A 13,753-nucleotide genomic window follows, 5' to 3' on the forward strand; every position below is an offset into this window, starting at 1 on the left:
GATATATGGTACGCAAAAAAAGAAACTTAAACAACTTACTTGATGCATTAGTAGACAAAGATGGATTGAAAACTGAGGTAACAATTACACTTACCAATCAGACCTTATTGAAAATCATTTTAGGAATGCTGTTAGCAGGTGTAGCCATCGTTGTTGTGGCTAATACGGTTAAAAACCTATTCCCGAACACGCAATTAGCAGCTATAAAACAAGAAGTAATAAAAATTAAACAAACCCTTAAATAAAAACAGTTATGGAAATCGTTTTGGAACAGTTTACAAATTTTTTGAATTCCCTTGATTGGGCGTATATCTTCTCTTTTATGCTTATTACTTATGTAATAAACTATTATAAAATACCTGAGTTTATAGGTAGAGGATTAGGGATTAAACTTAGAAACAGATACCAGGTGCTAATCATAGGATTTATATATGCCGTGATTGTCTTCTTTTTGCGAGGATATGATCTGTCAAAAGTACTATGCCTTTTTATCTCTTTTCTTTTTGCAACAGCATTTTACAAATTTTTGATTCAGGTTGTTGTTGAAAGGTTTCTTCCCAAGAAGAAAATAGAAATTCCTAAAGATGATCTATTATGAAACAGTATAAATGGATACTACCCCTTATAGCAATTGTAGGGGTAGTTGTTGCACTCTTCTTTATCATTCCTGCAGAGGATGATGTAATCGATCAGATACAAAAGATTGAGATTGAAGAATTGAAGCGAGAAAATATGACCCTCATACAGACTAATGAACTATTAGATAGTAAGTTGGAGCTATTGGAATCGATGGCAGATAGCCTAACAGTATTGATTAATGAAGATAGCCAAGTAATAGAAAAATTAAAGGAAAGGAAAGATGAAAAAGTTAGTGCTATTGATGACTTTACTGATGATGAGCTTTATCAGTATTTCTCAAGATTTGACACCAAAAGTAATGGAAATTGATAAGCTTCCACACTATTGTTTTACCATTGCTCAATCTCGTGAAATTGCCAAACTACTGGAGCTTGGGAAATATAATGACTCTCTTGTGAATAATTTATCCTTGAATATTAAAAGGTTTGAACTAGTGACCCAAAAGAAAGATAGTATCATCTCTTTTCAGTCTGACCAATTGGAGAATTATACGATGGTGGTAAATAACAATGATCGAACCATTCTGCTATTAGAGGAAAGTATCAAACGAAAAGAAAAAAAGATCAAAAGAGGTAAGCTACACAAGATCCTATTGGGAATAAGTATAGTGGCACTTGGAACATTAGTAATTAGTAAATAAGTAAGAAATGGGAGGATATCAATCAGATTTTAGAATAGAAGATGTAAGAGGAGAAGATAATTTACCTCTTGAAAATAGTTTAGGAGGATATGGGGTTACTACTGGAACAGATGATAATGCATACGAATTATCATTAGATCCTAAATTAACTAGACCATATGAAGCAGGCTTGCCCGTAGAGGTTGTATTTCATAACGTAAATACCGAAGCTGCTACTTTGAATATAGATCAGCAAGGAGCCATTCCATTAAAGAAGTTCAACGGGGTATCATTGATACCTTTAATAGCTGACGATTTAAAAACGAATCTTATCTATAAATTGGTATTTGATGGTAATTGTTTTCAGGTTCTTACGGGAATTCCTGTAAGTGCCGGCATTAGTCAAAATCGTGAAGAAATATTTTCGGTACTGGATGAAAACATCAATTCTGATAGTGTTTTTTATATCAGTAATAGGAACAGATATTCTGTGATTAACGGGAATCTAGTAACACCTTTAAATATTAGACTTCGTAGAGTTGGAGGTGTAGGACAAACAGGAGGTACATCAAGTGGCGGTACGGTATTAAAAATGCCAGCACTTGCAGAATTTGGAAGTGTGATAGCTTGGAGTACGCATTCTACAGCTGGAAATCTTTTCTTTTGTCAGTTGAGTAGCTTTGGGGTTTTAGCAATAGAAGGTGAGTTTACCTCAGAGCTAGATGAAGTACTAATAATTTTCCCACCATACATCGCAAAATTACCTTTAGAAATTCCTGTGAACCCTGTATTTAATGTTCCACCTGTACCATAAAGAAATGAAGGATGTCAACAAGAAAAGAACAATTTGTAATTCGTTATTACCCTTATGCAAAGAAGGCTTCTGAGAAATCTGGAGTACCTATTTTGTTCGCATTAGCACAAAGCGCTTTAGAATCTGGTTGGGGGAAATCTGCAAAGGGGAATATGATGTTTGGAATCAAAAAGGGATCTGGAAGAAATTACGGAGGTTGGTCGCAGGGCGATAGCCAGTTAATTACTACTACTGAATATAGCTCTAGCCCGAATCGCAGCTTCCCTTTTATTTATCCAGGCTATCCAATTCAGCAATCCAATGGGAAATGGAAGTATAGAATAAAAGATGTGTTCAGGGCATACCCTAATCCTTTTTTCTCATTTATAGATTGGGCTGGCTTGTTATTTAAAAATAGGAGATATAGCTATGCCATGCGGTTTAAAAAAAACCCATATCGATTCGCTGAAGAAGTAGCCAAAGCAGGATACGCTACAGATCCTAATTACGCCAGTAAGATCAAAAGGATCATGAAAGAGATAGAACAGGTAATTGTCCTGAAGAAATTAGATAAAAAAGAAGGTAGCATTATCATTCCAATGGCAATTATGGGTATAAGTGTCATTGCAATAATAGTAGCCGTATTAAAAAGTAAAACGAAATAATAGAAGTATGGAATTTCTAAATCTAGCAGGAGTTGTATTAGGTAGTTCGGTTTTGACTGAGACTGTGAAGTACTTTCTTCAATACAGAAGTCAAAAGAAATTAAGGAAAGCTGAAATTCGAAACCTAAATGCTGAAGCTGACGAGAAAGTAATTAGCAACTGGATTCAATGGTCTGACAAAATGGAAGAACGAATTCAGGAACTGGAGAAAAATAATCAAGAGATGAAGGCTATCATCGTTAGACAACGTGAGCGTATTAATGACCTTGAAGTTTATACAGAAAAACTGGAACTTAAATTAAAAAAACACCAAGAAAAAAAATGAAAGCAGATAAAGGGAATATGACTATGAATGTAATTTTTGGAGCTTTTTTGATCGTAAATATGGTTCGGATTGGGATGACTATTTATGATAGAAATCAAAAAGTAAAAGAGAAGAAACAATGTAATTGTGGTGGTCAAAGATAGAGGGCATATATGGTTTGGTTTAGGAGCAGCTTCTATAGTCATTATAGGAGCTATTGCTATGGCTAGATTAAAATCAAAACCAAAACCAAAAGTTGATCTTACCAAATTTGATAGTCCCGATATTCAAGGATCTGGCAAATGTATGGATAAGGAATTTATTAAAATGCTTCAAAAATTGGCTAAAGTTACCAAACTACCAATTTTCGATATGATTAACTCCGGTGCAAGATCATCATATTGGAATACTAAGGTAGGTGGGGTTTCTAATTCATCACACAAAATACCAAAATGTCAAGCTGCCGATATTAAAGCTCCTACCAAATCCATTAGAAATAAGATAGTAGTGGCTGCAAAATTAGTTGGGTTCAAACGTATTGGAGTGGGTAAAACCTTTGTGCATTTAGATAATGATAGTTCAAAAAAGCAATATGTGGCTTGGGGTTATCCTTCAGGAACGAAACCACCGATTAATCCTTTTGTATAAAAAGAATAGTTATGTTAAGAGATCGAATACAGAAACAGACATATCCAAAAAGAAGAAATACTGCAACAATCCTGAATTATCTGGAAGAATTAGTACTAATCAATGCCAAAGAAGTTGGACTTGTGCCTATAGATCAGGATAATAAAGGCTATCAGGATATTCCACTTCCTTTCGGTAGGATCATTCCATTAGAAGTACCTGAAGAAGCTGTATCGGCAACTATGATGGTAGAACAGGGAATTGTTAATGTTATTACAGATCCAGACCCAGATGAAACTGTATCAATTGTTGCTAGATCAAATAAAAAGAAACGTACACCGCCTATTCCTGTGTTGGAACTACCTATTACAAATTCGACAGCCGTATTAAGGTTTAAGGAAAATGGATCAAATCCTAGTGTCATTTCAGGGTTTGGATTGGGAAACCAAGATATATTTGAACTGGTAGGATCTGAAAACCTTAAAAAGTTTAGAGTAATCGGAGTACAAAAAAATGGAACACCTGTTTTAAGAATTCAATTTTATAAAACGGCACAATTTGAGTAAATACCATGAGAGCAATTAGAACACAACGCTTTGTAAGAGGAACACAAACAAATGATAGTGCCGAAGGGAGTACAAGTGGTTTAGCACCATTCATATCCGAAGTATGTGGTGCTAGAATGCGAATAAAAGGAATACGAAAGGTACAAATCAAAGGATATCATTTTACTCCAAATGTAACTATAGATACTGGTGCGGAAATAGATAGTTCAGAGTTTAGAAGAACAGGGAGTCTTGTTGTAGTTATTAGTCAAGTAAAATTTATTAACCCAACACTATTAGAAGCCGTAGTATTTGGAGGAGATACTGAAGGTAAATTTAATTTGATAGTACGAAATGGAAATCTAAATTCTGGCGGTACTGGAAATGAGACTATTGTAGTAATTAATCCTGTTTGGATAGATTTAAGAAGAATATCAGTCACGGATTTGGGTTTACAAATTAGTCCAGGTGTTATAGTAAATAGGAATTTAGAAAAAGGGCTATGGGGTATTAATAGAAGTGCAACTTTCGAAAGTGCTATAAAATTCACAAAGTTTACTTGGAAAAGATGTGATAATCTTGATTTTAGTATTGTATTTACATTGAGTGACATAGAAGGGGTTAGTCTTTTCGGAATTGGTAGTTTAGGGATTGAAGTTGGCAATTTGGGTTCAGAACCATTATTCGAAGCTGAATCTCATCTCTTTGTAATTAATGGTACGACAAATCAAATGTATGGTGGGGGATCAAGATATAGGAGATGGACACAACAAATTGGAAAAACAGTTTCTTTTGAAGTGTCTAAATTTTATCGATTGAATTATAAGTTTTTGACCTCTGGAATTTTAATGACAATTGCCAAAGTCGATCCAGAAAATTTTGATAAGATTGTAGAAGTGCAACATCAATGGTTTTCGGATTCACCTAGTGATAGTGCAGCACTACTTCCTTATTGGACGGTAGGGAGTAATCAGAATTTATTTCTTACAGCTTTTAAAATTGGTTAACTTATAGCTATTAAGAATTAACATTAATAGGATAAAATGAATTTTACGATGGTATTTGATAATAAGTGTTAATTTAGATTTAATCCAGCTGCAAAACCAAAACCGCAGCTAATGGATTTTGTACGCTTTTATCATCCATAAATACTATGTTTTATTTTCAAATCATATGTGTCTAGGTCTAAAAATTCGATACCTCTGTTTTGAAACTTGCCGTTTGTCGCTTCTGCCAAAAAAGATAGATCTAAAAATCTTTTTGAGATATTTTCTTTGTCAATATATAGATATGTTTCTTTCTGTAAATAAAAATATGTGAGTAATGATTTTTCAGGAATACCATCTGCATAGATAAGATGTTTATATTCTTGATTTTTATATCTAAACTTTATTATACCTCTATTTTTATACTCAGTATATTTCTTTGATTTATCAGATTCTAATAAAATGTCTCTTTCATATGGTTTGAAGTCAAAATTTTCTTTCTGATTGGTTTGATGTCTAAATTCTATTTTATTAAGATCAATAGTAACTTTATCAGCATTTTCCATAAATTTTCTAATCAAGGATCGGTTCCTGTTTCCTGAAAAACCAAAGCTTGGTGTTTTAGTTTTTCTTATACGATAAATAAGATATAAGAACCCTAGAATAGTACTGAACAGTCCATAAAAAAAGAATTCATTTTCCATTGGTAATGATTTTTATATTAAAAGTTAATAAGACTATAGAATTAGAGTCAATTTGTAAAAAATTAAAAATCAAAAGGAATTTTATCAATAATATTTTTTTTCCTATTAATATCAAAAAGTAAAGAAATGATAAACCCTTTTTCTGAAATTCTTTTATTCAAAAAGGATCTTATAGTCGGAGAAAACTCTAAATCATAATATTTGTTTTTTTCATATTCTTTGGAAAACAATTCATTATACTCTTGTTGACTTAATAGAAATTCAAAGCTAACAAATGATTTATAACGTTGTTCTTGTCCTTTTTCTAAATATTCAGTTCTTATACCTTTGACAAACTTCCCATTATGTAAAAAGTATATATTACCTGATCTAATATTTGGGCTTTTCTTGCTCCAAAAAGTGTGCTTTATTTTTAATCGAGAACCACTATTATTGATATAATTAAATTCTTTTGGGATATAAAAAGAGATTGGTATACTGTCTCTTTTTTGATCTCCAGTTTTTATTTTTAATGGTAGATCAGTAGTAGGGAAAACCTTGTGAATAAACTTTTCTTCTTGGGCATTATTATTACAAGAAGATAGAGTTAATATGAAAGTGAATAATATCTTTAATATAATCTTTGTCATCATCTTAATATGTTTGGCTATATACTGCATCAATATAGTACTTTTCCGTTTCTGTATCTTTATCCTTAATAAGGATCAAATAAGTATATTTTAGTTCAGAGTTATTTATTGAATCAAATTGATCTAACTCTTTGAATGTTTTAATTTCTCCATTCATTACTTTACAATGAGCTTCGTGAGAAATATTTCTTTGGAGAAAGAAATCAGATAATTCATCGGCATAAGTTCTTTCAATTAAAGATTCTAATGCATCAAGTCCATTATGTTTATTAATGTGTACAAGTTCTTTTCCGTATGCACTCATATCATTAAGCATACCATTAGTAACTTCGGTGGCAATAACATCCGCTACCATAAATAAAGAGCCTAATCCCGTAAGAGCTTCGGATGCTAATACCATTGGATTTACTTTTGCTGCCTGATGCGCAGTAGCAGATTCTAATGCTGCCGTGGTAGTTGTTCTTTTTGCGGTTTCAGCAATGGTTTTTTTTGCAGCTTCTTCGGCAAGATCTCTGGTTGCCCATTTCAATGGTTTCGTACCAGAAAATGTAGAAAATATACTTACGACTGATGACGGTTTTGGTATGCCGGTACTACTGTCACCCTGTGCAAATAGACTATGAATTGTTGGACCAACTTGTACATAGTCATAAAACCTCAATAATTCTCTAGCGTTTCGTATTGAACCGACAATTCCTTCTTTAATATCAACGCTATTAAAATATTCAGAAAATGATTTTCGGATTCTTTTTTCTTCTTCAGTGATATTGATGTACGAAAAAGTGTCCTTGACCACAAAGGCTGATGCACTTTTCACCTCATATCCAATGCTATGTACAACTTCGTTTGTAGTTAAGTTGATAGTTTCTCTATACACTTGTTTTTTAATCATATTGATCTCTGATAGAGTAGTGCTTTTTGTGATGATTTTTACTTTCATCACAATTACATTGGCAATTTTCCCTTCTAATCCAGTTGCCTTTGCCATATCATTTGCCTTTTTAGCAGCGTGGCGTATTAACTTTCCGTGGTTATCGTATTGTTCTGATCGTTCCTCATTGTCAGGTTTTTTGGAAGTGGCATCAATAGGATTAAATGAAGTTACAATAAGATTTCCTTCTCTATCAAAGAATTCTGGAATACTACTTCCTTCGTTTACTGGTATTATCCAAAGATCACGATTATTATAACCAACTCTTAAACGATCATCATTTTCATCTTTAGGATATTCTTCAGATAGGTTTTTATAAGATATTCTCCAATATAATTCTATAGTATGATCTAAGGAAACCAAATTCCCATCGTGATCATCTTGTATAACGGGTTCCCAACTATCTTCCAGTTTTACTTCTATAGTAGCAATTCTTTTATCACCTACTTGTTTTATTTTTTCTTTTTTGAATACTGGATCATTTGGGAATTCGGAATCATCTGGATCAATCTCGTCAATCCATAATAGATGATCATGATCGAAAAGCTGGAATTCCAGTTCTTCACCAGCTCGGATACCTTTTACTTCTGCGTGAAAATACATTGTGTCGCCTAAAGGAACAGAAACTTCTTCTTCTTCATTTTTATTTTCATCCAGCTCTTTATAAACATAGGGTTGCTCTCCTTCTTTATCATAAGTCCACCATCCCTTCACAATCTCGGGTTTTATATACTTTGCTGTAATGGTTCTAGTTTCTCCATCTTCAAACTTAACTGTAAATCTTGTCATAGTTTTGGTTTTAAGCTTCTTGTTGATCTATTACTTCTAATTTGATAGATTCTTGGTTACTATTAATAACGTAATCTTTGATGGTGTCGTTATTCAGAATAGTTCCATTGTATTTAAAATCGTGTTCCTTATCATTAAAATTTACTGTAGTTTTATCTCCTATTCTGTTTTGAGTTTCAATATTCAAATAGATGATATCTCCTGTTTGATATTCTTCAATTTCATTACCATCCGTATTAGTAAGATAGTATCTAGTTATTTCCTTGTTACTTTCAATAGTGGTTGGTGCAACATTTAATCTTTCAGGGTCAGTTACTTTCCAATGTTTTGACATTATTACTTGACCATCAAATAAAATAGTTGCAGGGGATAAACTGAATGTAACTGTGAAAGGATCAACACCTGTGCTGGTAAAGTGATAATTACAATACACACAATAAATATCTAATAACTTGATTTTAGTGCTTTTACCATTTCCTTGAATTGGGGAGAAAACAATCTCGCATTCTTTTTTCATCAATGATGGGTGCGTAGCCCATTCAAAGAATGTATTATCTTTACTTGCTTCTATTATAAAGTCAAAGGTTCTTGATTGAGGTTTGGAAATTGGTCTGCCTGTATAATCGCTATTCTGTAAGAAACCAAAGTGATGTTGTAGAATGTTGAATTCCATACTATCAACATATAATTTTACTTTAAAGCTCATTAAATTTAGTTTTAGGGTTAATCCAGTTTAGTAGTTCAGTCTGCGAATTGATCGAACAAGTTTAAATTTTTCAAGTCATTTATATCAAACTCTGTCCTACCTAAAAATCGACACTCACAAGAATTATTACTTTTAAAGTCAAAAGTTAGTATGTTATAATTTCTTTGACGTTCTATTAAAGAATTAGTGTTTAAAAAATCTTCAAACTTTTGTTCGTTAAATGACTCCATTTTCTTCGTAATTGGGGTAAACTTATCATCTTTATATTCATATTTCACAATTGATGCACTGCTATTTTTGATTTGAACATCAAATTTATGTCTCGTCCAAATTTCTCCTTCTTGATCCAAAATGATCATGAATAAGCGTTCATATGAATCACGTCTATTGTATCCAATAAAGCGGTTAAGCAAGCTTTCAACATAAGGCTCCGTATTTAATTGAACTGAATCAATCCAGTATGTTTTTTTAAAGATTTCTTGACAGTTTTTGTCTTTTCTGACAATATCATTTACACTAAAATCAATAGTAAACGATTCCTTTTTGGAAGTTGGCTTACATCGCCAAACTAGCATCAGTAAAAAGAATGTTATTATTGGTAAAACTATACGAGACATAATTTGTTTTAGTGTTTTTTTCTTTAAATATTAATCAATGATAAATTTATTCATATGCTTTTGTGTCAATATTGATAATCAATTCCCAATAACAACTTTCACCACCATCAACTTCGACATATTCATTTTTCCAATCAATGTTTGTGAAGCCAATATCCTTCTGTGATGGAGTAGGAGGAATTTTAAGTAATTCACAAAAAGCGTTAATTTTTATCAGACGTTCATTGTTTTTATTGATATAAGGGATATACTGCCGATAATATGTTTCGATGTTTTTATTTATTGGTTGTTTTATAAAATAGAATTTATTGTTTTTTATAGCTTTATTCATGACAATATTTACAATACGAAAATCTTTTTTCTTTGGTTTCCAGGTATCATAACCATATTCAGTTTTAAGCCACTGGTTATAATCTGAATTTAAAAGTATGGTCTCTTTATCGTCTAACTGAATATTAAATTCATTTGTATTACATGATAGAAAGCTAAACAGATAAAATATCAATAAAAAAGGTTTAAAAATTTTCATTATTGTTTTGTTTTGTAACGTTTCAATTGTTTGCTAAAATCTCCTGCTTCAGTCCTGTTCCTTCTAACATAATGTTGATAGGTCTTTAGCCTATTTACTTTATTGGAAGTAGTACCTGTTGTTATGACTGTATGACCATCGTGATTTCTTCTTGTTACTTGATTGCCACTAATTTCGCCATTCGCTCTTGCAGTTCTCTGTTCTGATCCTGTAATTACTCTTTTTTCTTCCTTGTTTTTATAGGTGGCATCAGGCGTGTCCCGCAGTTGTCGATGTTCATCGGGTTTTGTTATTCGATGTAAAGTGTGATCTGCTTCATGTTCTAATACTGTTGCAGGAGATACAACTACCCCCGTATCATATTGAGCACCTCCTTCTGGATTCCAATAGATATTATTGTAGGTAGAAACAGATGAGCCATCCGTTTCTACAACATTAACGACTATTTCACTATTTTCTGCTATGGCTTGTAAATTTTCTCCTCCTCCATTGGAGCAGTTATTACAGGAAGCTTCTAAAACTGCATTTACAAAATCATTATCTGGTGCCTGATCTCCATTGTCTCCTGTATATGTAAAAGATTGTTGTTCATCATTATTGTCCATATACCATATTACAACATCTTCAGGTGCAAGTCCAAGAGGGTCGACATAACGAATAGGATTATTATTTACAAAGTTATAAGGAGATTTATCAGGGAACTCATCTGAAAGAGGGTCAGGATTCATCCAACGGCTGGATATGGAAGGTTCTAAAGTTGCTTCAGAATAAGTTATAGTTTCTTCAACGAAACCAACAATCTGTTTAGATCTTGTATTTAACAAAATAGTTCCGATTTGAACGATACTGTCATTGTCAAAATGCTCAATATATTTTCCTTTACTAAGTGTCCCTATTTTTGGTTCATAACCAAACTTCTCAAAAGGATTTTGAGCTTTCATAATGGCAAAGCTCATAAGGAGTAATAAGTATAGATATACTTTTTTCATTCTAATTGATTTAGCGTTTTTACTTGTTGGTTAATTTAGCTGTTTTACTCATCCTCTCTAATTCTAAGAAGCTTTAAAGTATAGTCAAAGGTGCATTCTTCATCAGTTGTGTTATTTGCTTTTAAGCTTATAACTTCAAAAGTTTCAAAAAGCCCACTACTGTTATAAAGGCATAAGTAAGTCATACCATCTTGCTCTTTGATTTTCAAATCCATATAATCTTCCTCTTTTGAAGCTACTTTAGCTGGCGGGTCATCACAATTAACAATCTTTTCCAAGATGATTTTTTCATTTTCGTAAAAACTCCACTGTATACTTTTGCAATAACCTCTGCTACTACATCTAGCACTATTTAAAACAATTGTATCCTTTTTGAAGTAATCATTATTTGAATTATTAAATGACCATATATTAGTTGCTTCTGGTACAAAATTTCGGGATTTAGCAAGTGTTTCTTTGAAAACAGATAACATTTCTTTTGGTGTGATTTGTTTTTGAGCATTTATTGTTCCAAATACATTTAGAAATAGCATCAATATTGCTGATAAAATTATACTTCTCATTATCTACCTTTTTTTAATATGCTTCTTATATGTTTGGTGAAATTCATTGTTCCAGTTTGCTTTGTCCCTTTTGTTTTCCCTGCATAATTAAGTTTTTTTCCACCTTTTGTTACTCTATGAATAGCTCGTGATGATCCAGCACCTTGTTTAGAATCAAAAGCATCAATAGCAAAAACGGTAATCCCAAGACTATTAGCAGTGTTCTTGTCATCTGTAGAAGTTGTTGAGATATTTTGCATGTTCTTCTTTTTGTTTTTTGGGTGTCCGTGCATTTGTGCAATAAGCATTAATCCGTCACCTGTTCTTGGAGCCATATTTCCTGCTTTGTCTGTCGATGAATCGATATATGATTTTGTATTCGTTCCATCCTTCCCTCTTTGAGCAGCTACTTCTCCTGTATTTACATTTAAGGTTATATATGCTTGATTTTCCACACCTTCACTTGCTGAATCATCACCAACGGATTGAGCTTCATCTTGCATCGATTGTTCATTAAAGGTAACTAAAGTACTATTACTTTGAAGTTCTTGTGTTGCTTCTGGTGATATAGTGCCACCATACTCTTCTTGGGCGTAATCAAATTCCCTTTTGTCTATTACCCTTAATTCGTTAGTTGCAGCTCCGTCCTGACCTAAGATTTTACCAGTATACCTATCTATATACCAATCAAAAGGCGCTAACCCGTCTGGATCAATGTAGTAAATAGGATTGTTAAAGGCAAAATTATAAGGGCTCCAAGAGGTCATTTCATCTGCTAAGGGATCGGGGTTCATCCAACGGCTAGATATTGAAGGTTCTAATGTAGCTTCAGATATAGATATTGATTGTATTGCGAATCCAACAATAGACTTAGACCTTGTATTAAGTAATACTGTTCCTATTTGAACTATACTATCATTATCGAAATGCTCGATATATTTCCCTTTTGATAATGTCCCTATCTTTGGTGTGTATCCGAATTTTTCAAAAGGGTTTTGTGCTGTAACAATAGTTGTACACATAATTAGCAGCAATATGATATGACTTTTTTTCATTTTACTAATTAGATTTTTCAGGATTAGTTATTTTTTTATTCTCATACTTTTTTCGTTCTTCTTTTAAAGATGTAAGCCAGTTTAGATACATTTCTTCTGGCATTCTTCGATAACCTGATTCGTGAATCGACACATATTCGTCTTGAATATCTATGAATTGTAATCTCAAATAATCATCCTCATATACCTCTTTATCAAATACTTCATAGTCCTTCTTGACTTCTCTTTCAAAGATTTTCTTTTTGGTTTCGGCTTGCAGAATTCTTCCATTTATATAGTGGGGGTAATGTTCCAGAGCAATTTTGCAAGCATTCGCCACAAATTCACCGTCATTGTCAGGAAAAATTTTATTATAACCTTGTGCCAAATCTATTATGCACATTGCTATACTTTGTTTGTCATTTAAGGCTTCCATGTACATCTTGTTAGTAATGGCATCCAAATGGATATAACCAGAAGCCATCAACCAAGCATCGTTTGGAAATATACCAGATGTTAGTTCAGTATTATACCAACCATCTATTTCATTTCTATGTTTAATATAGATGTGATTTGGAGCTATGGACAAATGTGCATCCGCCCCTATTTCTTCAGCAAGAATTTTATAAAGGTATGGCAAGGAATGGCAGTTTCCTTTACCAGATTCTAATAGCTTTGTTACGAACATGCTTTCCCAACTTTTTAATCCCCAAATATCTTCGAAATCATATACAAAGGGAATGTATTCGTACATTTCTCCATCCTTATCAACAATAGGTATGGTATCAGTTACAACAGAAAATAAAGCAGCATATTTTTTAACTTTCAAACTATCTCTCCCCTGGTATTTCAACTTGACATGATTTGCCATTGTTTTTGTAAAGGATGCGAGCCTTTTTATTTCAAAGTTGAAGCCCAATGTATCAAGAGTGTTATTATAATAGGCATTTTCAACGCTCATTACAGCCTTTTTAAAACTTAATTGACAAGAATCTTTAAGCATACAATTTAATTGCTTTAAAGTGTCGTTATATAACTTCTCCTGATCTTGTGACCAAAGGGAAATACTTAGAAGTAGTGTAAGTAGAAATATTCTCTTTTGCAT

Annotated in this window: 21 protein-coding genes; 11 read left to right on the forward strand and 10 right to left on the reverse strand. The window is 32.6% G+C overall.

All coding sequences use genetic code 11. The features are described 5' to 3' along the window. The first annotated feature begins 5 nt into the window (after positions 1-5). From H526_RS0122655 to H526_RS0122705, 11 genes are read left to right on the forward strand one after another with little or no spacing between them, the layout of a single operon-like run. Positions 6-245 (forward strand): hypothetical protein, encoded by a 240-nt coding sequence (locus H526_RS0122655; protein ID WP_027395139.1) that lies wholly within the window; start codon positions 6-8, stop codon positions 243-245. Between the two features lie 8 nt (positions 246-253). After that, on the forward strand, positions 254-598 hold the full coding sequence (locus H526_RS0122660; protein WP_027395140.1) for a hypothetical protein: 345 nt from the start codon (positions 254-256) through the stop codon (positions 596-598). After that, positions 595-948 carry a hypothetical protein gene (locus H526_RS0122665; protein WP_027395141.1) on the forward strand — a complete coding sequence of 118 codons (354 nt, stop codon included), beginning with the start codon at positions 595-597 and terminating at the stop codon, positions 946-948. Before H526_RS0122660 ends, H526_RS0122665 begins: the two co-directional genes overlap by 4 nt. After that, the gene (locus tag H526_RS0122670; RefSeq protein WP_155839752.1) at positions 896-1,279 is read left to right on the forward strand and encodes a hypothetical protein; all 384 of its coding nucleotides are present in this window, start codon (positions 896-898) and stop codon (positions 1,277-1,279) included. Before H526_RS0122665 ends, H526_RS0122670 begins: the two co-directional genes overlap by 53 nt. Positions 1,280-1,286: 7 nt before the next feature. Then, a complete protein-coding gene (locus tag H526_RS0122675; protein ID WP_027395143.1) occupies positions 1,287-2,072 on the forward strand; it encodes a hypothetical protein in 786 nt (261 codons plus the stop codon). Positions 2,073-2,083: 11 nt separating this feature from the next. Then, complete coding sequence (locus tag H526_RS29860; RefSeq protein ID WP_051336287.1) at positions 2,084-2,716, forward strand: glycoside hydrolase family 73 protein; 633 nt, start codon at positions 2,084-2,086, stop codon at positions 2,714-2,716. 7 nt (positions 2,717-2,723) lie between these two features. After that, on the forward strand, positions 2,724-3,041 hold the full coding sequence (locus tag H526_RS0122685; RefSeq protein WP_027395144.1) for a hypothetical protein: 318 nt from the start codon (positions 2,724-2,726) through the stop codon (positions 3,039-3,041). Further along, the gene (locus H526_RS31925; protein WP_155839753.1) at positions 3,038-3,184 is read left to right on the forward strand and encodes a hypothetical protein; all 147 of its coding nucleotides are present in this window, start codon (positions 3,038-3,040) and stop codon (positions 3,182-3,184) included. Before H526_RS0122685 ends, H526_RS31925 begins: the two co-directional genes overlap by 4 nt. After that, a complete protein-coding gene (locus H526_RS0122695) occupies positions 3,168-3,668 on the forward strand; it encodes a D-Ala-D-Ala carboxypeptidase family metallohydrolase (protein WP_027395145.1) in 501 nt (166 codons plus the stop codon). The genes H526_RS31925 and H526_RS0122695 overlap by 17 nt, the downstream gene beginning before the upstream one ends. Before the next feature lie 11 nt (positions 3,669-3,679). After that, a complete protein-coding gene (locus H526_RS0122700; protein WP_035086271.1) occupies positions 3,680-4,213 on the forward strand; it encodes a hypothetical protein in 534 nt (177 codons plus the stop codon). Positions 4,214-4,218: 5 nt separating this feature from the next. Then, positions 4,219-5,199, forward strand: a complete 981-nt coding sequence (locus H526_RS0122705; protein ID WP_027395147.1) for a hypothetical protein — start codon at positions 4,219-4,221, stop codon at positions 5,197-5,199. A gap of 131 nt (positions 5,200-5,330) precedes the next feature. On the opposite strand, the gene H526_RS0122710 is transcribed toward H526_RS0122705, so the two are convergent. The 10 genes from H526_RS0122710 to H526_RS0122755 all read right to left on the reverse strand — a co-directional run bounded on the left by H526_RS0122710 (position 5,331) and on the right by H526_RS0122755 (position 13,753). Beyond that, a complete protein-coding gene (locus H526_RS0122710) occupies positions 5,331-5,882 on the reverse strand; it encodes a hypothetical protein (RefSeq protein WP_027395148.1) in 552 nt (183 codons plus the stop codon). A gap of 62 nt (positions 5,883-5,944) precedes the next feature. Further along, positions 5,945-6,514 (reverse strand): hypothetical protein, encoded by a 570-nt coding sequence (locus tag H526_RS0122715; RefSeq protein WP_155839754.1) that lies wholly within the window; start codon positions 6,512-6,514, stop codon positions 5,945-5,947. A 1-nt stretch (position 6,515) separates the two neighbouring features. Then, positions 6,516-8,231, reverse strand: coding sequence for a hypothetical protein (locus tag H526_RS0122720; protein ID WP_027395150.1), 1,716 nt, complete (start codon positions 8,229-8,231; stop codon positions 6,516-6,518). 10 nt (positions 8,232-8,241) lie between these two features. Continuing rightward, positions 8,242-8,937, reverse strand: a complete 696-nt coding sequence (gene tssD / locus H526_RS31190; RefSeq protein ID WP_051336288.1) for a type VI secretion system tube protein TssD — start codon at positions 8,935-8,937, stop codon at positions 8,242-8,244. Positions 8,938-8,972: 35 nt separating this feature from the next. After that, positions 8,973-9,554, reverse strand: a complete 582-nt coding sequence (locus H526_RS0122730) for a hypothetical protein (protein ID WP_035086273.1) — start codon at positions 9,552-9,554, stop codon at positions 8,973-8,975. A 46-nt stretch (positions 9,555-9,600) separates the two neighbouring features. Beyond that, entirely contained in the window at positions 9,601-10,083 is a 483-nt protein-coding gene (locus H526_RS0122735; RefSeq protein ID WP_027395153.1) for a hypothetical protein, read from the reverse strand. After that, positions 10,083-11,072 (reverse strand): RHS repeat-associated core domain-containing protein, encoded by a 990-nt coding sequence (locus tag H526_RS31195; RefSeq protein ID WP_155839755.1) that lies wholly within the window; start codon positions 11,070-11,072, stop codon positions 10,083-10,085. The genes H526_RS0122735 and H526_RS31195 overlap by 1 nt, the downstream gene beginning before the upstream one ends. 44 nt (positions 11,073-11,116) lie before the next feature. Continuing rightward, positions 11,117-11,635: a hypothetical protein gene (locus H526_RS0122745; protein WP_035086276.1), complete on the reverse strand. Its 519-nt coding sequence runs from the start codon at positions 11,633-11,635 to the stop codon at positions 11,117-11,119. After that, on the reverse strand, positions 11,635-12,669 hold the full coding sequence (locus tag H526_RS0122750; RefSeq protein ID WP_155839756.1) for a hypothetical protein: 1,035 nt from the start codon (positions 12,667-12,669) through the stop codon (positions 11,635-11,637). Before H526_RS0122750 ends, H526_RS0122745 begins: the two co-directional genes overlap by 1 nt. A 4-nt stretch (positions 12,670-12,673) precedes the next feature. After that, positions 12,674-13,753: a hypothetical protein gene (locus H526_RS0122755; protein ID WP_027395156.1), complete on the reverse strand. Its 1,080-nt coding sequence runs from the start codon at positions 13,751-13,753 to the stop codon at positions 12,674-12,676.

Origin of the sequence: Aquimarina latercula DSM 2041, assembly GCF_000430645.1 — a bacterium.
Taxonomy (GTDB): Bacteria; Bacteroidota; Bacteroidia; order Flavobacteriales; family Flavobacteriaceae; genus Aquimarina; species Aquimarina latercula.